The 21,187-nt window shown below is 56.0% G+C and carries 17 protein-coding genes; 12 read left to right on the forward strand and 5 right to left on the reverse strand.

Features of this window, described 5'->3' with window-relative positions:
• Positions 1 to 31 precede the first annotated feature (31 nt).
• Positions 32 to 2,200, forward strand: a complete 2,169-nt coding sequence (locus tag BBKW_RS02225) for a GGDEF domain-containing protein (RefSeq protein WP_048349566.1) — start codon at positions 32 to 34, stop codon at positions 2,198 to 2,200.
• 183 nt (positions 2,201 to 2,383) lie between these two features.
• The gene (gene fucO, locus BBKW_RS02230) at positions 2,384 to 3,535 is read left to right on the forward strand and encodes a lactaldehyde reductase (protein WP_033500889.1); all 1,152 of its coding nucleotides are present in this window, start codon (positions 2,384 to 2,386) and stop codon (positions 3,533 to 3,535) included.
• Between the two features lie 190 nt (positions 3,536 to 3,725).
• Here fucO and BBKW_RS02235 read toward each other — a convergent pair whose 3' ends face one another.
• A complete protein-coding gene (locus tag BBKW_RS02235) occupies positions 3,726 to 4,661 on the reverse strand; it encodes a glycosyltransferase family 2 protein (protein WP_033500890.1) in 936 nt (311 codons plus the stop codon).
• Positions 4,662 to 4,715: 54 nt separating this feature from the next.
• Here BBKW_RS02235 and BBKW_RS02240 point away from each other — a divergent pair, with 54 nt between their 5' ends.
• The 10 genes from BBKW_RS02240 to BBKW_RS02285 all read left to right on the forward strand — a co-directional run bounded on the left by BBKW_RS02240 (position 4,716) and on the right by BBKW_RS02285 (position 16,512).
• Positions 4,716 to 6,254: an AI-2E family transporter gene (locus BBKW_RS02240; protein WP_033500891.1), complete on the forward strand. Its 1,539-nt coding sequence runs from the start codon at positions 4,716 to 4,718 to the stop codon at positions 6,252 to 6,254.
• On the forward strand, positions 6,254 to 7,477 hold the full coding sequence (locus BBKW_RS02245) for a glycosyltransferase family 2 protein (RefSeq protein ID WP_033500892.1): 1,224 nt from the start codon (positions 6,254 to 6,256) through the stop codon (positions 7,475 to 7,477). The genes BBKW_RS02240 and BBKW_RS02245 overlap by 1 nt, the downstream gene beginning before the upstream one ends.
• 95 nt (positions 7,478 to 7,572) lie before the next feature.
• Entirely contained in the window at positions 7,573 to 9,018 is a 1,446-nt protein-coding gene (locus tag BBKW_RS02250) for a D-alanyl-D-alanine carboxypeptidase/D-alanyl-D-alanine-endopeptidase (protein WP_033500893.1), read from the forward strand.
• Between the two features lie 4 nt (positions 9,019 to 9,022).
• Entirely contained in the window at positions 9,023 to 10,117 is a 1,095-nt protein-coding gene (tilS, locus tag BBKW_RS02255) for a tRNA lysidine(34) synthetase TilS (RefSeq protein WP_033500894.1), read from the forward strand.
• Positions 10,104 to 10,667, forward strand: a complete 564-nt coding sequence (gene hpt, locus BBKW_RS02260) for a hypoxanthine phosphoribosyltransferase (protein ID WP_171842400.1) — start codon at positions 10,104 to 10,106, stop codon at positions 10,665 to 10,667. The genes tilS and hpt overlap by 14 nt, the downstream gene beginning before the upstream one ends.
• A complete protein-coding gene (ftsH, locus tag BBKW_RS02265; RefSeq protein ID WP_033500895.1) occupies positions 10,664 to 12,766 on the forward strand; it encodes an ATP-dependent zinc metalloprotease FtsH in 2,103 nt (700 codons plus the stop codon). Before hpt ends, ftsH begins: the two co-directional genes overlap by 4 nt.
• Positions 12,766 to 13,404: a GTP cyclohydrolase I FolE gene (gene folE, locus BBKW_RS02270; RefSeq protein ID WP_033500896.1), complete on the forward strand. Its 639-nt coding sequence runs from the start codon at positions 12,766 to 12,768 to the stop codon at positions 13,402 to 13,404. The genes ftsH and folE overlap by 1 nt, the downstream gene beginning before the upstream one ends.
• 62 nt (positions 13,405 to 13,466) lie before the next feature.
• Positions 13,467 to 14,345 (forward strand): dihydropteroate synthase, encoded by an 879-nt coding sequence (gene folP / locus BBKW_RS02275; protein WP_033500897.1) that lies wholly within the window; start codon positions 13,467 to 13,469, stop codon positions 14,343 to 14,345.
• A 95-nt stretch (positions 14,346 to 14,440) separates the two neighbouring features.
• A complete protein-coding gene (gene folK, locus BBKW_RS02280; RefSeq protein WP_033500898.1) occupies positions 14,441 to 15,964 on the forward strand; it encodes a 2-amino-4-hydroxy-6-hydroxymethyldihydropteridine diphosphokinase in 1,524 nt (507 codons plus the stop codon).
• On the forward strand, positions 15,961 to 16,512 hold the full coding sequence (locus BBKW_RS02285; RefSeq protein ID WP_033500899.1) for a DUF3180 domain-containing protein: 552 nt from the start codon (positions 15,961 to 15,963) through the stop codon (positions 16,510 to 16,512). The genes folK and BBKW_RS02285 overlap by 4 nt, the downstream gene beginning before the upstream one ends.
• Before the next feature lie 5 nt (positions 16,513 to 16,517).
• Here BBKW_RS02285 and BBKW_RS02290 read toward each other — a convergent pair whose 3' ends face one another.
• The 4 genes from BBKW_RS02290 to BBKW_RS02305 form a co-directional block, all read right to left on the reverse strand.
• Positions 16,518 to 17,432: an acyl-CoA thioesterase gene (locus BBKW_RS02290; RefSeq protein WP_033500900.1), complete on the reverse strand. Its 915-nt coding sequence runs from the start codon at positions 17,430 to 17,432 to the stop codon at positions 16,518 to 16,520.
• A gap of 313 nt (positions 17,433 to 17,745) precedes the next feature.
• Positions 17,746 to 19,422, reverse strand: a complete 1,677-nt coding sequence (ettA, locus tag BBKW_RS02295; RefSeq protein WP_003835634.1) for an energy-dependent translational throttle protein EttA — start codon at positions 19,420 to 19,422, stop codon at positions 17,746 to 17,748.
• A gap of 158 nt (positions 19,423 to 19,580) precedes the next feature.
• A complete protein-coding gene (locus BBKW_RS02300) occupies positions 19,581 to 20,504 on the reverse strand; it encodes a serine hydrolase domain-containing protein (protein ID WP_033500901.1) in 924 nt (307 codons plus the stop codon).
• Positions 20,505 to 20,653: 149 nt separating this feature from the next.
• The gene (locus BBKW_RS02305) at positions 20,654 to 21,079 is read right to left on the reverse strand and encodes a peptide deformylase (RefSeq protein ID WP_033500902.1); all 426 of its coding nucleotides are present in this window, start codon (positions 21,077 to 21,079) and stop codon (positions 20,654 to 20,656) included.
• Positions 21,080 to 21,187 lie beyond the last annotated feature (108 nt).

The raw sequence follows: 21,187 nt of genomic DNA on the forward strand, positions 1-21,187 counted from the left end.
TTTTTCGACGAGGGGGGACCGAGTGACCGACATGCCGGAAATGGGCGGAATGCCGTCTAACGACGAGCTGGTGCCTTTTTTCACATTCGAAGACATCGATTATGCGATCGAAAACGGCGAATTCTGCTGTTATCTGCAGCCTAAATGCAATGCGGAGACGGGAGCTATTGTAGGAGCCGAGGCGTTGGTGCGCTGGAATCACCCCAAATATGGCGTGATTCCCCCAGGATGGTTCGTCCCGGTATTGGAAAGAGCCGGGCGTATCTGCCATGTGGATATGTTCGTATGGCGCTTCGTGGCTGAGATGCTGGGCAGATGGGAGCGTGAAGGACGCAATCTGGTACCGGTTTCCGTGAACGTGTCCATGATGGATATCGACCAGATGGATGTGGCCGACGTGATTGGCGGGCTGTTGGACGAATATGACGTCGACGCGCGTCTGTTGCGGGTGGAAATCACCGAAAGTGCCATGGCGAAAAACCTGTCCATGGTGAAGGACACCATCCGCAAACTGCATGCGAGAGGCATCGTGGTGCTGATGGATGATTTCGGTTCGGCATATTCCTCGCTGAACATGCTCAAAGACATTAATGTCGATATGATCAAACTGGACACGAAGTTCATCGAGCTGAGCAAGGAGAATGCCGGTAAAGGCGTGAAAATCATCCAATCCATGATTGTGATGGCCAAGAAGCTGCATCTGATGATCATCGCTGAGGGTGCCCAGACCAAGGAACAGGTCGATCGGCTGAAAGCAATCGGGTGTGAATACATCCAAGGATATTATTTCTACCCTCCACTGCCGGTGAAACAGATGGAAACGCTGTTGGCCGAACGTGCCGACGGTCGGCACTATTGGGATATGTCGTGCGATTACCTGCATCGCGATCATGTGACCGTCAACGGCCGGGTGCTGTTGGGAACCTCCGCGTTGGCGGCCGACACTTTTGAAATCCTGGCTGATGGTCTGGCGGAAATATCCCGGTTGAATGTGGAGACAGGTGAATACCGTGTCATCAAACGGGATGGGGTGATTCCCGATCCGGAAGTCGACGAATTCGGCGCCTACCTGCGTGCGGTGGCCGCCAGCCGGGTGGTGCATCCTGACGATGCCGGACGATTCTTCGCCGATCTGAGTCTGACCTCAATCCGGGAACGGTTATACCGGCAGGAAACCGTGCTGGGGATATACCGCAGCGAGATATTGGCCAAAACCGGCGTAGTCGCATTCGCGGCGATTCCCACTCACGCATGCTCCCCATCCGACCCTTGGGCTGTGGTACTGGTCGGACAGAATCTGCCCATAGGACTATTGGCATGCGGCGATGCCGATAATTACCGCAGGGACTCGCTTACGGGACTACTCAACCGCAATGCCTACGATGACGATTTGGAGTGCATCCAGGCTACGCATGACGAGCCGTTGACGGTGGTGTACATCGACATGATCGGACTGCATGAAATCAATAACCATTTGGGGTATGCCAAGGGCGATTCGGCGTTGTGCAGACTTGCGAATGCGATGCGTGCCTGCTTCGGGGACGACAGGATCTACCGCATCGGAGGCGATGAGTTCGTGATTGTCAGCTGCAACCATACGGTGAGCCAAAGTATGCGTCGGATGACGCGTATGCGTCGGGATTTTCTGGAAGGTGATTGGGATATATCCGTAGGTATGGCCGAATCCGATGATGGAGGGGATCTTCCGGACCTCATCAATCAGGCGGAAATCCGTATGCGTCAGGACAAGAAACAGTATTACGCCAATGGCGGAGTCAAACGTCAGCTTCGCATGCTCAACAACCAGCTTGAGAATATTCTGGTGCGTAATGAGGATATGAAAGCGCTGCTTGAACATCTGAATGTACGTTATCCGGTGTCGTATATGGTCAATCTGAATACCGATACGCAGCGTTCGATCATGGTGCCCGATTTCTTTCAGCGTATGCTTGATGATCATGGCGGTTCCTTCCGCGAAGCATTACGTGAGTATTGCTGTGTGATGATTGCTTCCGAATATCAAGAAGGTCTCCTGCGACTGCTTGACTACGATGTTGTCCGTAGCCGGCTCAAGTCGGAAGGTGTCGTGCAATGCGGTTACGTGAAGAACGACGGTGAGCGGTTCATGTTGACGATTCTTACCGACAACAGATCCATGGACGAGACCATGTGGGTGTTCGAACGTAAGGACCTGCCGTAGCAGAAGGGCAGGTTGTTCAATGGATGTTTTACCCCCTATCTGGTTTTATTATGTGAGAATGGTTACATAATGTCGCGGTGTCGTTGATCGCATAACAGTCGAAAATGGGTTTATGATGGAGGCGTTGGCTTCGGCAAGGTATGACGAAGCCAACGAACGCACAGTAGCTTAAAGGAGAGCACTATGGTCTATCGCATGATTTTCAACCAGACGGCGTATTTCGGTCGCGGAGCCATCAAGGAGATTCCGGGCGTTGCCAAGTCGCACGGCTTCACCAAGGCATTCATCGTCACCGATCCGGTGCTGCTGGAAACCGGTACCGTCAAGAAGGTCACCGATGTGCTCGATGAGGCAGGCATGCCGTATGAGGTCTTCGACAACGTCAAGCCGAACCCGCCGGTCGAATGCATTCAGGACGGTGTCGCCAAGTTCGCCGCATCCGGTGCCGACTTCCTGATCGGCTTGGGCGGCGGCTCCCCGCAAGACACCTGCAAGGGCATCGGCATCATCACCGCCAACCCGGAATTCTCCGACGTGCTCTCCCTGGAAGGCGTTGCCGACACCAAGAATCCGTCCGTGCCGATCTTCGGCGTGCCGACCACCGCCGGTACCGCTTCGGAAACCACCATCAACTATGTGGTCACTGACACCGCCAACAAGCGCAAGTTCGTGGCTGTCGACCCGCACGACATTCCGATCGTCGCTTTCGTCGACCCGGATCTGACCGACTCCATGCCGCGTGGTCTCAAGGTTGCCACCGGACTCGACGCCCTGACCCACGCCATCGAAGGTTACATCACTCCGGGCGCATGGAGCCTGTCCGACTGCCTGTCCATGCAGACCATCCGTATGATCGCCAAGAACCTCGCCAAGAGCGCCGACGGTGACATTCCAGCAGGCGAGCAGATGGCATACGCCTCCTACATCACCGGTATGGCCTACTCCAACGTCGGCCTCGGCTTGGTGCATGGCATGGCCCACCCGCTGGGCGGCCGCCTCGGCGTGGCCCACGGTGTTGCCAACGGCATTCTGCTGGCTCCGGTCATGGAATACAACAAGGACTACACCGGTGAGAAGTACCGTGACATCGCCGACGCCTTCGGCATCGCGGACGCCTACACCGGCGATATCGAAACCGTGCGCGAAGAGGCCGTCCAGGCTGTGCATAAGCTCACTGTAGATCTGAAGAACCCGACCACCATCTCCGAAGTCGGTGCAACCGAAGCCGATCTGGAGCCGCTGGCTTATGATGCCTTCCACGATGTGTGCACGCCGGGCAACCCCCGTCAGGCCACGCAGGAGGACATTCTCGCCATCTACAAGAGCCTGATGTGATGCGGCAATTCTCACGAATCGGCAATCGTGCGTAGTGAACGACGAATCGTGAGAGAACAACGCTGAGAACATAAAAATCGTGGTGTGAATCGGAATAAATTCACACCACGATTTTTGTATGCGATTACAATTATGTATGTTGATGAATTGAAATATTTCAATATCTCAATTCAATATGAATATATGCGAATTAATCGTTGGAATCTTCGTGCTTTTCACTCCACTCCTCATCAGTAGGGGTGTCGTCATACCATTCGCGTCCCTCCTGCTCGGCCAACTCCATCTGCTCGTTGATCCACGCCACCTCTGCAGGATTGATATCGGCGGTGTCAAGCACCTTCTGCCACACCGGATACAGCAAATGCATCACCGGATATAGCGCGGTGAGTAGAATCTCCGGCTTATGCTTGCGTGAATGCTGTGGATGCGCGTCGAACGTGTTCTTGAAACGACGCATGTAATTATTGAACGACGTGAGCGACGTGTCCATACGGCGGGCGCTGATGCCGGCGATCATGCGAGGGCAGTACACGGTTTTCAAATCCTTGCCCAGCAGATGCAGCGAAATATCGATATCCTCATGCATCACATCGGCCTTGTCGCGGCACACCTCGTCGCAAATTTCGCGCCAAGCTGAAGCGCGGACCGCCATATTCGAGCCAAACAGCAACGGCTGGCCGCCATCGGCCTTGTAAATGCGCTTGCGCGTGGAATTATCCCCACGCAAACCAAAATGGCGGCTCGGCAGATCGTAATACATCACCGGACCAGTGGCACCCATGGCCTCCGGATCCTCAGTGAAAATGCCGGACACCACCTCGACCCAATCCGGGCGAATCATGCAATCAGCGTCGAAACGGCCCAAAATATCGCCGGTGGCGTGATTCAAACCATAATCTCGCGTCGGAATCAATCCCTGTTCCTCATCCTGATGCAGCAAACGGACAGGGGCTTGAGGGTGATCTTTCATAAACTGCTCCACCACGGCTACCGTCGAATCGGTGGAACGATTGTCGACAACGATCACTTCATGGGGCATCACGGTCTGCCTAGTGGCATTCAACAGGCAATCGTTGATACGCTCCTCTTCATTCCAAGCGGGGATGACAATTGAAACGTTCAGCATAACTACCACAATAGCTCAGCCTGTACACGACGCCTATCGCTACAATAGGAAGCCATGAGCGAAAGCGAACAGCGAATGAACAATACGCAGAGCGAAAACGGTGCGAACACCAGCGAACAGCGCTGGGACCTTGGCACCCTGTTTCCAGCCAAAGGAGATCCCCGAAAACCACCGGAATGGCTGGGGCGTGCGCTGCTATACATCGCCATAGCCATTGTGGTGTTTACTTTCTGCTGGCGCAGCTGGGGCAAAATCGAATACCTGGTGATCGACATCATCGTCTCGCTGTTCATCGCGCTCGCGGTGGAGCCGGTGGTGGTGCCGCTGGTCAAGCATGGCTGGAAACGTTCGTTCGCCTCGCTGTTCTCGCTGCTGATGCTGGCCGTGATGCTCGGCGTGCTCTTCACGCTATTCGGCAACCTGTTCGTGCAGCAGGTGATCGCATTGGTGAACGGTCTGCCCGACCTGTATGAGCAGATGTGCCAGTTCGTCAGTCAATACGCGAATTTCCAACTTCCTGAGATCAATAATCTCGGCAATGAGATTCTGAAGAACATTCAAACGTCATGGGTCACCGATTTCGCGGGTACCGCGCTAAATACAGTGTCGGGATTGTTTTCGTTCCTGATCAACCTCATGACAATAATCATGACCACGTATTACATTTCAGCGGCTGGTCCGAAATTGCGTCGTGCCGCATGCCAGTGGATGGCTCCGGCGGCTCAGCGCCGATTCCTGTTCGTGTGGACGGTGAGCCAGAGCCAGATCTCGTCGTTCCTGTTCTCCCGCGCCATTCTCGCATTGCTGAACGCGTTCTTCACCGGAATCTGTCTGATGCTGCTGCACGTGCCCTATTGGCTACCGTTGGCACTGTTCTGCGGTATGGTTTCGCAGTTCATTCCTATGCTGGGCACGTATATCGGCGGCGCATTGCCGGTGCTGTTCGCGTGGGGCAGCTGCGGACTGTGGCAGGCCGTGGTGGTGCTGATGTTCATCTGCGTGTATCAGCAGATCGAGAATCTGATCTTCGCGCCGAAGATCTCCCAGCGCACCATGGATATAAACGATGCCGTGGCGTTCCTCGCGGTGTTGGCGTTCACTTCGCTGTTCGGCGCGCTTGGAGCATTCCTCGCATTGCCGGTGGTCGCTTCCGTGCAGACGATCTTCCGCACCTATACAAAGCGGTACGAGCTGGTCGATTCTCCGCTGATGGACGATCCGGTGCCTGAAAAGAAGTCGAAGCTGGTAGAAGGCGCCGAAGTCATCAGCGAACATCTGCACAATATGCCTCGCGCGGTGCAGGGATCCAGTGCGCATGTGCCGATTTCCGACGAAGTGCGGCAGTTACAGGAGCAGGCGTACAATATCAGCCGTTCCGAGGAATCGCTGGAATCGAACGAAACCGTCGCCATTCCGAAGCACGTGTTGGACAGAACAGAACACAAGCCATTGCAGGGTCTTGAGAGCGAAAACACATCGCAGGAATCCAATAAAGAATCGGAATCCGACAATGAACGGAAGAACGACGAATCGCGGGAAGCTGAAGGAAACACGAAAAACGCGGATGACAATCCAAGAAGTAGGTGGCGCTAATGGTACTGCTGAGCGTACTTGACATTCTGTTGGTCATTGTCGGCGGCTCAGGCATGGTCTATCAGGCGGTATGCATTCTTATCTCGCTGTTCACCAAGCCGATCAGATTCCCCCAAGCGCCGATGGACAAGCGGTATGCGGTGTTGATTTCCGCACGAAACGAAGCGAAAGTCATCGGCAACCTCATTACCTGCATCCAAACGCAGACGTATCCGAGCGAGCTGATCGACATTTGGCTTGTTGCCGACAATTGCACCGACAATACTGCCGAAGTGGCGCGCAACATGGGCTGTCACGTGATCGAGCGTTTCAACAAGGAGCTCGTGGGCAAGGGATACGCGCTGACGTATCTGCTTGACCAGATGAACGAATCCGGCGCATCCGACCCGTACGACGCGTTCTTCGTGTTCGATGCCGACAACAAGCTTGACAAGCATTACATCGAAGAGATGAACAAGGCGTTCCAGTCGGGATTCAAGATTCTCACCAGCTACCGTAATTCCGTGAATTTGTCCGACAATTGGGTCTCTTCCGGTTCGGCATTGTGGTTCATTCGTGAATCTCGATTTCTGTCGGCATCGCGCATGTGGCTCGGCAACAGCTGCCATGTAGGGGGTACTGGCTTCATGTTCTCGCGGGAGATCATGCGTCGTAATAATGGTTGGAAATTCCATTTGCTGACTGAGGATTTGGAATTCACCATGGATTCCTTGCTACACGGCGATCGTATTGGCTATTGCGGCACGGCGATTCTGTATGATGAGCAGCCGGTCACGTTCGCGCAGAGCTGGCGTCAGCGTTTGCGTTGGAGCAAGGGCTTCTTGCAAGTGTTCCGTTATTACGGGCCGGCTTTGATCAAACGCGCCATCAGGGAACGCGATTTCTCCGCCGTTGATTTCACGCTGTTGTTGTGTCCGTTCACAGTGATCGGTATTGTGCGCGTTCTGCTGGGACTGTTGTTTGCGACCTGCGGATTCGTGACATGGCAGAGCCAGTTGAGCTCGTTGGCCGGTTGGACGTCCGGCATTGTGATGTCGGTGATCGGCATGATGGCGTTGGCCGCGTTGACGATCATTGTGGAACGCGATCAGATTGGCGCCACCAATAAGGAGCTGTTCGCGTATGTGCTGAGCTTCCCGATCTACATGTTCAGCTATGTGCCGATCTCGTTCCAGGCGATGTTCGCCAAGTCGGAATGGAAGCCAATCGAACATAAGGGATGACGTTCGTTCGTTCGCAGGCTTGCGTGTTTCCTGCTTTTCGTTTTCATTTCGATTTTTCTTTCGATTTCCGCTTATGACTGGAGTGTTGTTGTTCCATGGATGATTCGGCTGAATACCGGCATGTGAAACGCCGTCGATACATCACGGTGGCGCTTTCCGTGGCGCTCACCACGGTGTTGTGCGTTGGCTATGTCGTGGCCGACATTTTCGACAAGCTGCCGGGCGTTCTTACCCTGCAGGAGGTCGAACACATCACCGCCAAGACGCCGGGCAACGTCATTCCTGCGGCAACGGTGGTCGGAGGGCTTGACGCTTCGAAGACCGTGGATGCAGCTGCGGCGAAGACGCTGGTCAGCCAATTCGAAACGGCCGCCTCCGATTTCGGTGGCGAATATGCCATCGCCATCGCCGATGCGGCCGGCAATGTGATTGCCGAGCATGCTCTCGACAAGTCGTATACGCCGGCATCCACCATGAAAACGTTGACGGCATATGCGGCGGCGACCACGCTTGACATGGGCGAGACACTGGACACGCAAACCTATCTGGAACAGCGCGAGGACGGCACTTCGCGATTGGTGCTCAAAGGCAATGGCGACATGCTGCTCGGTGCCGGTGCATCCGATTCGTCGCATATCAACGGGCGTGCCGGATTGGGAACGCTTGCCGCGAGCACGGCCCAGGCGTTACGCCAGCGTGGCATCACTTCCGTGACGCTTGTCTACGATGATTCCCTGTTCGGTAATGACCGTTGGCCGAACGGCATCGCCGAACTCGATTCAAACCACGTGTACTACGCGCCGACCGCGTCCATGGCGGTGGACGGCGGGCGCAATTGGAACGGTGCCGGTCCCGCAGATCCCGATATGTTCAGCACATATCCAGCTTTGAGCACGCAGCCAGCCCGCGAGGCCGCGCAGGTGTTCGCGCAACGCTTGGCTGAACAGGGCATTGCCGTGAACTCTTCCGTGGAGCAGGGAACGGTCCCTGAAGGCACCAGTTCCATCGCGGCCGTGCATTCCGCATCGCTAAATGAGATCATGGCGTTCATGCTTCGGCATTCCGACAATTCCCTGGCTGAGGAATTCGGCAGACTGCTGGCTTTGCATCTCGGCGCTGACAATTCGCCGGCCGGGGCTGTGCGGTCAGTCGAACAGGTGCTGGTTCAGCAGGGAGTCTCCACCGAAGGTCTCATCATGCCCAACTGTTCGGGTCTGTCCGAGGAGTCCAAACTCACCGCGCGCACCCTGCTGGAAGTGCAGCAACGCAACCTGACGAGCGGTGCCGGAGCTGCCGCTGCCGAAGGACTATCGGTTGTGGGTTTCGTGGGCACTGCCGCGAATCGTTTGAACGATGCTGACGAGGCTGGTCTTATCCGTGTCAAAACCGGCAGTTTGGGAGATGTGACCTCCATGACCGGCAATGTGTCGCGTCACAACGGAGGCGCGCTGAGCTTTGCCGTGATCGTCAACAATCCCGACGACTTCGAGGCCGCGAAATCCGCTATCGACACTTTTGTGGCCGCACTGCCGAAGCTGTGATGCCATGGTGTATTCGTCTCGTTTGCGTAAGGGTGTCGGCGAGTTACGGGCCGCGCTGGAATCGGCCGGATTTGGATTGCAGGATGCCCGATTCGCCCGCCATGGCGAGCACACGCCCGATGCGGACGCTCCTCTGATTATGGTGGCATGTTCCGGTGGCCGCGATTCGATGGCGTTGGCTGCGGTTGCTGCGAAAACATGCGCTTCATTGGGATTGCGATGCGGGACGATTATCATCGACCATCAGTTGCAGCAAGGCTCTGCCGGTGTCGCGCAAACAACCGCCGATCGTTGTGTTGCGTTGGGTCTTGACCCAGTGCGTGTTCGTGCGATTGACGTACCCGACTCCCGCGGCATCGGTGTTGAGGCAGCGGCACGTGAAGCACGCTACCATGCGATTGTCGACGCATGCTCCGACGCTTCGGCCGTGCTGCTGGCTCATACGAAAAACGATCAGGCGGAAACCGTAATCATCGGTTTGTTGCGTTCTGCGGGCCTCGATGCGGTTTGCGGTATGAACGGTTCCTTCATACGAGACGGGGTGCGTTTTCTACGCCCGTGGCTGAATGTGACCCGTGAAGAAACCACCGGCATCTGCGAGGATCTGCGGCTTGCCTGGTGGGACGATCCCACAAATGGGCCAGATGTGGGGAATTCGGATGGAAACGAGTCCCTTCCCGCGAACTATCCACTGCGATCCCGAATACGGCACGATCTCATGCCATATCTTGAATCATTTGCGGGAAGTGACGTTGTGTCGAAACTTGCGCTTGGAGCGAGGCTTGCCGAAGACGATCGCGCATATCTTGACGGTGTGGCGCAACGCGTGTGCGAACAAGGCGTAACCGTGAGCAACGGCGAGATAATCATCGACGTGCGTGCGTTGCAATCGCAAGATATTGCCATCAGAAGACGGGTGATTGTGCGCTCGCTTGCAGAAGCAGGCATTTCGTGCATGGCACGGCAGGTTGAAGGGATCGACAGGCTGATCTGCGACTGGCACGGCCAGAAAGGTGTGAATCTTCCCAGCGGATATTCAGCATATCGCCAGAAACACGTCATTCGCGTGTGCCAAGATGGTGGGCATGCGAATCGCTGACGTACAAGAAGATATTGATCACGAGCTGATCAGTAAAGAAGAGATTGCCGACATCATCAACCATGCTGCGGCTCAGGCCAGTGAGGACTACCGTGGCAAGAACCCGCTGCTGGTTTGCGTGCTCAAGGGTGCAGTGAACACGCTTGCGGCGTTCTCGCAGGCCATGAGCATCCACGCGGAGATGGATTTCATGAGCTTGTCAAGCTACGGTTCCGGCACTCAATCGAGCGGCAAGATCACCGTGCGGCAGGATCTGTCCACCGATGTTCGCGGTCGTCACGTGCTTATTGTGGAAGACATTATCGATTCGGGCGTCACGTTGGCGTGGCTCGTCGATGAGCTCAAAAGCCGCGGTGCCGCTTCCGTGGAGATTTTTGCGCTGTTGGAAAAGCCGGCGCGCCGTAAGGTGGATGTTCCTGTGAAATATAAGGGACGTGAGATTCCCGATGAATTCGTGGTCGGTTTCGGCTTGGATTATGACGAGCGATACCGCAACCTTGATTCGATCGCGGTGCTGAAGCCGGAAGTGTATGAAGGAGGTCAGGCATGAGTTTTCCTGGTCCAGGCCAGTCGCCGAATAACAACGGCGGCGGCAATAACCCGTTCACCAATCCGTTTGGACGCAACAATAACGCCGGCAATGGCAACGATTCCAACGGTAATGGTGATAAGTCCAACGGCAACGGATCCAATGGCGGTCCACGTCCGTTCTGGCAGTCCCCATGGCTGTGGGTTGTGGTTGTGGCATTGCTTGCCGTGACCATGTTCCAGATTTTCGTCGGAACTGGTTCCCAGACCATCGACACCAAGGATGGTCTGCAGATCCTCAATGGCAACAATGTTGAATACGCGCAGATCGTAGACAACACCCAGCAGGTCAAGCTCAAGCTTAAGAGCGACTACTCCGCTACCGACCCTGATACCGGGCGTATGAAGAACTACGGAAAAAACGTGCAGTTCTACTACACGTACGCGCAGTCCGCAACCGTGGTCAAGGCCGTGCAGAAGGCTGATCCGGTCAAGGGCTGGACGGCGACCATGCAGCAGAGCAGCATTTGGACGTATCTGCTGACCTCGCTGCTGCCGTTCCTCATTATCTTTGGTCTGTTCTGGTTCATGATGAGCCGTATGGGCGGTGCCGGCGGCATGTTCGGTATGGGAGGCAAGAAAAACAGCGGCAAGCTGCTCGAAGGTCAGACCCCGACCACCAAGTTCGCCGACGTGGCCGGCGAAGAGGCTGCCGTGCAGGAAGTCGAAGAAATCAAGGACTTCCTGAAGGATCCATCTCGATACAAGGCTTTGGGTGCCCGTATTCCGCGTGGCGTGCTGCTCTACGGCCCTCCAGGTACCGGTAAGACGCTGCTGGCACGAGCCATCGCAGGCGAGGCCGGCGTGCCCTTCTATTCCATGGCGGGCTCCGACTTCGTGGAAATGTTCGTGGGCCTTGGCGCATCTCGTGTGCGCGACCTGTTCGATGAGGCCAAAAAGAACGCTCCGGCCATCATCTTCATCGATGAGATCGATGCCGTCGGTCGTAAGCGTGGCGGTTCCGGTATGAGCGGTGGCCACGACGAACGTGAGCAGACGCTGAACCAGCTGCTAGTTGAGATGGACGGCTTCAATAACGATACCAATCTGATCATCATCGCCGCGACCAACCGCCCCGACGTGCTTGATCCGGCACTGCTTCGTCCGGGCCGTTTCGACCGTCAGGTGGCCGTCGAAGCGCCTGATTTGGAAGGCCGCGAGGCTATTTTGAAGGTGCATGCCAAAGGCAAGCCGTTCGTGCCTGACGTCGATTTGCGTATGATCGCCGTGCGCACGCCGGGCTTCACCGGTGCCGATCTGGCCAATGTGTTGAACGAAGCCGCATTGTTGTGCGCCCGCGCCGGTGCGCAGCTGATCGACAATCGTGCCATCGACGAGGCCATCGACCGCGTGCAGGCGGGCCCGAAGCGCCGTTCCAAGGGCATGGCGCTCGACGAACTGCGCAACACCGCATACCACGAGGGTGGTCACGCGCTAGTGGCAGCCGCCATGAACGATACCGATCCGGTCACCAAGGTCACCATTCTGCCGCGTGGCCGTGCGCTTGGCTACACCGCGGTAATGCCTACCGAAGATCGTTATTCCATGTCGCGCAACCAGCTGCTCGACCAGATGGCGTACGCCATGGGCGGTCGTACCGCGGAAGAGGTCGTGTTCCACGATCCGACCACCGGTGCTTCCAACGACATCGAAAAGGCGACGAACATCGCACGTCAGATGGTGCTCGATTACGGTTTCTCCGACAAGCTGGGTGCCATCAAGTGGTCTGATGACGAGCAGAGCGACCTTGGATCGCTGAACCACAAGTATTCCGCACGCACCGCCGAAATCATCGACGAGGAAGTGCTCAAACTGGTGGAAACTGCGCATACCGAAGCGTGGAACGTTATCAACGAGAATCGTGAGATTCTTGACGAGCTTGTACGTCAGCTGCTCGTCAAGGAAACACTCAACGAAAAGGAGCTCGCGGAAATCTTCGCTAATGTCAAGAAGGCACCGAAGCGTGAAGTGTGGCTGAGCGATAGCAAGCGCCCGGATTCCGACATTCCGCCGGTTCCGATTCCTGAATCCTTGAAGAAAAGTGCAGGATTGACCAACTGATGAGCGATACCGAAGAATTCGATACCCTCTTCGACGACAAGGCCCGTGCCGCCCATGCGGCCGGGCCTGTCGGCTATGACGAGGAAGGCGTGCGCCAAGCGGTACGCCTGTTTTTAAAGTCCATTGGCGAAGATCCGGACCGTGAAGGCCTGCTCGACACCCCAGACCGTATCGGGCGTGCCTGCAAGGAGCTGTTCGCAGGCCTTGGCCACGGCCCCGAGGAAGTACTGAAAACCAAGTTCAAAGTCGATACTGACGAAATGGTGCTGGTACGCGATATTGAACTCTTCTCGGTATGCGAGCACCACCTGCTGCCGTTCCATGGCGTGGCCCACGTCGGCTATATTCCGTTAAACGGTCAAGTGGCGGGCTTAAGCAAGCTTGCACGACTGGTGGAACTGTATGCCCGACGTCCGCAAGTGCAGGAACGCCTCACCCAACAGGTGGCCGACGCGCTGATGGAAGGCATCGAAGCACGTGGCGTGATCGTGGTCACCGAATGCGACCACATGTGCATGGCCATGCGTGGCGTGAAGAAGGCGCAATCGCGCACGGTCACATCGGCGGTGCGCGGTTGCATGCGAGACGCGACGACGCGAGCCGAAGCCATGAGCCTGATCCTGTCGCAGCATTCGTGATCGATGCGGCCGCAGCAAGTCGAATCGTAAATAGCAATAACCGGATATAGGAGGGAAACCGGATGACCATTGATATGAAAGCGATTCATGATAGTGACCGTACGCTGGTGATGGGCGTGCTCAACATTACGGAGGATTCGTTCTCCGATGGAGGGCTGTGGCTCGATCCTGCGAAAGCGAAAGCGCACGGCGAGGCGATGATGAAGGATGGGGCTGACATCATCGACATCGGCGCCGAATCCACTCGCCCCGGAGCCAAACGCGTCAGCGAGGAAGATGAGCAAACCCGCGTGCTAGGTGCCGTGGATGCGTTGATTCCGGAAGGTGCGGTGCTGTCAATCGACACCACACGCGCATCGGTGGCTCGCATGGCGTTGGAGCATGGTGCGCAAATCATCAACGACGTGTCCGGCGGTCGGCTGGACCGCGAAGTACCCCATGTGGTGGCCGAGCATTCGGAAAGCCTTTACATTGTGCAGCATTGGCGCGGCTGGCTTGCCGGCTCCGCAGGCGACGTGCCTGACGCTGATACGTCCGTGTACGCCAATGGCGTGGTGGATGACGTGTATGACGAACTCATGAAGCAGGTCGACGACGTGCTTCAGGCAGGCGTCTCACCGTCACAAATCATCATCGATCCGGGTCTTGGATTCTCCAAACCGAGCGTCGAGCATAACTTCCCGCTGATGACGGCATTGGAGAGGTTCAATGCTACCGGGTATCCGGTGCTGATTGGAGCCTCGCGCAAACGATTCGTCGGCGCGGCGCTTGCCGATGCTGGTATTGACAAGCCAAACATGGATAGCAAAGACAATGCGACCGCCGCCATCAGCGCCCTATGTGCCGAACATGGAGCGTGGGCCGTGCGCGTGCATGACGTGGAGAAAAGCCGCGATGCGGTGGCGATCGGCAACGCGTGGCGTGCCTTCGCTAACGACTGATGCACGGTGCTCGCATACGTCGTGCGTTCCTGACAGCGTAGGTGCGGCAACGCATTTCCACCATTAAACCTTAAGATATGCAAAGAAAGGCTGGCATGGATCAGATTCGATTGACTGGTGTTCGCGCGGTCGGCAAACACGGAGTGCTTGATTTCGAACATGAGCGTGCGCAAACGTTCGTCGTCGACGCCACGTTGTTTCTTGATCTTGCGCCGGCCGGGCATTCCGACGACCTGCGGGACACCGTCGATTACGGTGCCATCGCCAAAGGAATAGTCGCCATCATCGAAGGCGAACATGTCGATCTCATCGAAAAACTCGCTGATCGCATCGCCAGCATGATTCTTGAATATCCAGCCGTGGCACAGACGCAGGTGACCGTGCATAAGCCGAGCGCGCCAATCGTCGTACCATTCGACGACGTGAGCGTAACCGTGGAACGTTCCCGTGAAACAATTTCGGCTGCATCGCAAGTGCATCATGCCATCATTGCCATGGGTGGTAACCAAGGCGATGTGGCGGCCACCTTGCGTGACGCGGTGCGTTCGATCGACGGACTGGCATCCACTCAGGTTACGGGCGTTTCGCCGCTGTACCGTACCGATGCGTGGGGCATGCCCGATGGTACCCCCGACTTTTACAATGCGGTTGTTTCCGTGACCACCAAACTGTCGGCAATGGAACTGCTGCGAGGATTGCAGCGCATCGAAGCCGCACATGGTCGAGTGCGTACCGACCATTGGACTTCGCGCACACTCGATCTGGATATCATCGATTTTGACGGGCAGAGCAACGATGATCCGGATCTGACGCTGCCTCACCCCCGTGCATGGCAGCGTGCGTTTGTGTTGGGGCCGTGGCTGGCACTCGAGCCGGACGCTGAATTGTCGGGCGAACATGCCGGTTCCGTGGCCCAGCTATTGCACGAGGCATCCGATCGCGACCATATCGACGAAATCGCTGATGATTGGATGGTGGGAAGTCCGACCGGCTACGGTATCGACGACCTTGCCTGCGATGCCAATAATGCGGGCGATGCGGATGATATGGACGAAGCGTATGGTGCGATCGATTCCAGTGATCTGCCGGAAGGAACCGCCGCAGCCAAAGCGGCGGCACTTGCTGCTGCACAGCCAGAACCCGCATCGAAACGTGCGGTGATCTCACTCGACAGCCCGGCAACCGATGCCGAACAGCAGTTCCGCATGGCCATCGTCATGTTGGACGGCATTCCCGGCAACCAAGTCGAGGGCATCTCACCCCTCTACCATGTGAGCCAACTCGACGGACTCCCCGACAAAATGGCCGCGGTAATCCAGATTTCCACGCGCATGGGCGCCCATGATCTGATCGAAGCATTAGGCAATGTGGAAGCCTCTATTGGCGAAGACCTTGATCTCGACCTGATCGACATGGAAGGCGTGGAATGCGACGAACCCGACTGCAAGGTGCCGTGGCCCACCGCACGCAATCATGCCGCAGTGCTTGCGCCATGGCTCGACATGGATCCCGATGCACGACTGGGTAAGGATCCGGTATCATTCCTGCTAGCCATGGCCCCCGATGCCGCGCAGGTGGGACTGCTGACCGACAATTGGATTATCGGAGGTACGCTATGAAAGCGCGCAGAACCCCTTGGTGGTGCTACGTTCTCGCTGCCGCATTAGGATTGCTTGCCGGAATAGGATTGGCGAAATATGGCGAGATTTCAGGTTTTCCATTGGTCGGCGCTCCATGGATTGTGCCCGTGGTGTTGGCGATTCTGGGATTCGTCGTGCTTTATATGGCATTGCAGATCCATAAATACACCACCACAGATCCCGAAAAACGCGCGCAGCTGAAACCTTTGGACCCGCAGAAGGCGTTCGCCACGCTGGTGTCGTGCAAAGCGTTGGGCGTGGCAGGAGCGGCGTTGGCCGGCTGGTATGGTGGGCAGCTCATCATGAGCCTGCCGCATGGCGAAGCAACGTTCTACAGCCAAGCCATCTTCGAATGCGCGATCGCGGCAATCGTATGCATAATCGATATGATCATTGGCATTGCGGGGGAGTGGCTGTGCCAAATCCCACCAATCGACGGCCCGGAAAGTCCGAAAATGAAAACGGCCACGCAACGCAATCGTTACGCGGCCGCGGCTACCAAATCGGCGACACAATCGAAAGTCTGATTACCTCACTTCTTCAGATCCTCTTCGGGAACGCGAATCATCACCTCCTGGGTCATGCAGGCAACAAGTTCGCCATCCTGCGTATACACCTTCGCCTGACCCAAGCCACGGCCGTGAGCTGCAGTAGGCGTATCCTGCACATACAAATGCCACTGATTGATATCAATATTGCGATACCACCACATCGAATGATCGATCGAAGCGAACGAAATACCAGGCGTGGCAATACTCAACCCAGCGCGCCGTAACACCGGTTCCAACATCACCTGATCGCAACCCATCGCCAACATCACACGATGCATAACCTGCGGAACATCAACCGTGCCATCAGCCTTCATCCACACCATCTGTTTACCAGAATCATTGTTGGCGCTCTTCTTATCAGCACCCAACATAATCGTGCGCGTCACATGACGAATGTCGAACGGCGACTTTTCCGCATAATATTTGGCAAACGAAGACTTCTCGGCAAATGGTTCCATAAGCTGCTTCGCGCTGGTCAACGCTTCCGGCTCCGGTACACCCTCCGGCATCGGATCGGCGAACTCAACACCCTCCTGACCCTGCTCCTGAAAACTGGCGATGGCGGTAAGAATCGAACCCTGAGCCTGCGTGACATTTACACGACGAGCCGAAAACGAGCGGCCATCACGCAGATTCTCCACATCAAACAGCAAATCCTGACGAATATCACCGGCAGAAATGAAATAGCCATGAATCGAATTCGGCAGGCGAGACGGCGACACCGTTTTGGATGCGGCCATCATAGCCTGCGCAATCACCTGACCGCCATACACGCGGCCAGTGGGGAAATACAGGCTTTCACCATTCACATACATATGATTGCGGTACATGGACGGCGTGCCCAGTTGAAGCACCTTTGCTAACCGTTGCAATGGTGTGATTGCCGTTTCTGTCATGACACTCCTCGATTCTTTTGAGTCGCATAGGTAACGCTTCGTTCCGGATTCGAGTCTACGCAAGGGCGGTAAATTTCGCCGGATTGTTTTGTAACGAATGCGTGAGAAGCGTGAACGGCAGGTAATCGCCAAACGATTCACATACGGCAAAGCGCCGCACTTCGTAACGAAGCACGGCGCTTTACTGAAATATGGGGTTAACCGGCCCTGCAATTACGGTCTTGCTTTGCAAGGCTCATTGTTGCCTTCGTTCGGCTGTCGCCTCACTCAGACTAAGCCTACAGACAGTCCATAGGACTGTCTGCTTAACGGCTTAGCGGGTCAGCTTGCGATGGAGACGGTGGGGGCGAGCCGCGTCTTCGCCGAGACGGGCCACACGGTTCTCCTGATAGGCCTGGAAGTTGCCTTCGAACCAGTACCACTTGGCCGGATTCTCATCATCGCCTTCCCATGCGAGAATATGCGTGGCCACACGGTCGAGGAACCAACGGTCGTGAGAAATCACCACAGCGCAGCCCGGGAAGCCAAGCAGTGCGTTTTCAAGCGATTCAAGGGTTTCAACATCAAGATCGTTGGTCGGTTCGTCGAGCAGCAGCAGGTTGCCGCCCTGCTTCAGAGTCAAAGCAAGATTCAGACGATTGCGTTCACCACCGGACAGCACGCCGGTGAGCTTCTGCTGGTCGGAACCCTTGAAACCGAAGGACGCCACATACGCGCGGGTCGGCACTTCAACGCCGGCAACCTCGATGAAGTCAAGACCGTCAGACACGGCCTCCCACAGGTTTTTATTCGGGTCAAGACCAGCACGATTCTGATCGACATAGCTGATCTGCACGGTCTCACCGATCTTCAACGAGCCAGACGTCAACGGTTCAAGGCCGACAATGGTCTTGAACAGGGTGGACTTACCCACGCCGTTCGGGCCGATCACGCCGACAATGCCGTTACGCGGCAGCGTGAAGCTCAAATCGTCGATGAGCACGCGGTCGCCGAACGCCTTGTGAATATGCTCGGCTTCCAGCACAGTAGAGCCCAGACGCGGACCAGCCGGAATCTGAATCTCGGAGAAGTCAAGCTTCTTATTGTTACGAGCCTCCTGCTCCATCTGGTCGTAACGTTCCAGACGAGCCTTGTTCTTAGCCTGACGGGCCTTCGGCGAAGAACGCACCCAATCAAGTTCGCTCTTCAAACGCTTGGCGAGCTTGGCGTCCTTGGCGCCCTGGATCTCCATACGCTTGGCCTTCGTCTCCAAGTACGTGGTGTAGTTGCCCTTATACGGGTACAGCTGACCACGGTCGACCTCGCAGATCCACTCAGCCACGTTATCCATGAAGTAACGATCGTGGGTAACGGCGATGACGGCACCCTTGTACTGGTGCAGGAACTGCTCCAACCACAGAATCGACTCGGCATCAAGATGGTTGGTAGGCTCGTCAAGCAGCAGCAGATCAGGAGCTTCCAGCAGCAGCTTGCACAATGCCACACGACGGCGTTCGCCACCGGAGCACACCGTCACCGGAGTATCCGGATCCGGGCACTGCAGAGCATCCATAGCCTGCTCAAGCTGAGAATCAAGATCCCAACCGTTTGCAGCATCGATATCGTTCTGCAGCTTGCCCATCTCATCCATCAAAGCATCGAAATCGGCATCCGGATTGGCCATCTCTTCGCCAATCTGATTGAAACGAGCCACTTTTTCAGCGATCTCACCGAACGCCATCTTGATGTTCTCGCCAACAGTCTTGGTGTCATCCAGCGGCGGTTCCTGCTGCAGAATGCCGACGGTATAACCCGGAGTCAAAGAAGCCTCGCCATTAGACACGGTGTCGAGTCCGGCCATGATCTTCAGCAGCGTGGACTTACCCATGCCGTTCGGGCCAACAACGCCAATCTTCGCGCCTGGCAGGAAGCTCAAAGTCACGTCATCGAGAATCACACGGTCGCCGTAAGCCTTGCGGGCCTTGATCATCTGGTAAATGAATTCAGCCAATGTTGTGTTCCATCCTTAAGAAACGTTGGAATTCCAGCGTGTTGCATGAGCGGTCAACGGAAACTCAATCAAGGATTCCGGAACGCAACCCACGCACAATACCGTGCATGATTATCCCATACCCCATCTACACGGCGGTATGGGCGAAAGTCGTGCGCTCAGGCAGTAAGCGGAAGCAGCAGATGCTCATGCAAAGCAGGACGAACGATATTGTCGAAATCGCCAGATTCCGGGCATTGAATCGCAACAACCAAACCCTGCTTCGGCAAAACCGTAGTGATCTGACCGTACGCACCATCCGCACGATATGCCCCCTCATAAGGCGACATCCAGAACTGATAGCCATAACCGCACGTCCAAATATTGCTATACGGAGTGTCGATCTGCTTGCCGGAAGCCTGCTTGACCCACGATTCGCTGACAATGCGCGTGCCATGCCAAGTGCCATCATTCAAATAGACCTGGCCAAGTTTCAACATATTCGCAAGCGACATGTAGATCCCGCCGCCTGCAATCGGATGACCTTGCGGATCACATTCCCAAACAGGCCAACCCTGATCCAGCTTGGAAAAAATCATGCCATACAAATACTCGCCAAGACGCATGCCGGCAGCCTGCTCCAACATGCGGCCCGCTAAATCAGAATCCGCAGACGAATAGCAGAACGTGCTGCCGGGCTCCACCTCAACCCTGCGAGAGAACATGTACCGTAAATAATCAGGCGCACCAACACCACTGCGCCGGTCAGGGTTCATCAAATACGCATGATTGAAACCGCTCGACATAGTCAGCAAGTGCCTCAGCGTGATCTGACCCAACTCCAGTTGCGCATCGGAGGGAACATACTCGGGGAACGAGTCGACCAATCGCGAATCGAGCGACAGCAAGCCATCTTCAATCGCAATGCCGATAGCCGTCGAAACATAACTTTTCGTATGGGAATAAATATTGCGATCCTGGTCGGGAACGAAATGACGTTCCGCGATAATGGCGTCGCCATCCGCAATCGCAACGGCTTCGACGGGCAGGGACTCGCTTTCAATGAGTTTGACGAAATCGTTGAACATATCGATGGCACCCATGAAATCTCCTTTGACGCTGCCCTACGGTGCATTACGGAAACTGTAACGCAAGGCGGTTACGTATGATTATTACATCAAACGATTTTTCCTAAGCCTGTCGCTAGATGGAGCGCCCGAAAAGCCGCTAGGTGCCATGTCTGAAAAAGTCGTTAAATGATAATGCCTTCGCAATGATCGATCTCATGCTGGATGATCTGCGCGGTGAAACCAGTGAGCGTGGCATGACGCTCGCGGAACTTGCGATCCGCATACGTCACCTCGATGCGCTGGAAGCGGACCGTGCGGCGCTCGCCTTTGAGGGACAGACAGCCTTCGGAGGCATCGTAGGCGCCGTCTTTCGCAGTGATCGTCGGGTTGAACATTACGAAGATGCGACCGCCGAAATCCTCGTCCACGAATGCAATGATGCGCTTCGAGACGCCGATCATGTTTGCGGCCATTCCGACGCAGCCGTTGCGGTGTGCGTCGAGCGTGTCTTTGAGATCCTGCGCGACGGCAAGATCCTCGGGCGTATTGAGCGCCTTCGTCGACGGCTGGCTCAAAAACGGAATGGACGTCATGATTTCGCGCTGCATGTGATGTTTCCTCTCGCTGGTTCCTTTGCTGGTTGCTGGTCTGCCAACATTGTATGGCGTTATTGTGCGACGCCGTACGGCGATGGGACGGATAACCGGTTCGCGCCT

This window comes from Bifidobacterium catenulatum subsp. kashiwanohense JCM 15439 = DSM 21854 (assembly GCF_001042615.1).
Lineage (GTDB): Bacteria > Actinomycetota > Actinomycetes > Actinomycetales > Bifidobacteriaceae > Bifidobacterium > Bifidobacterium catenulatum.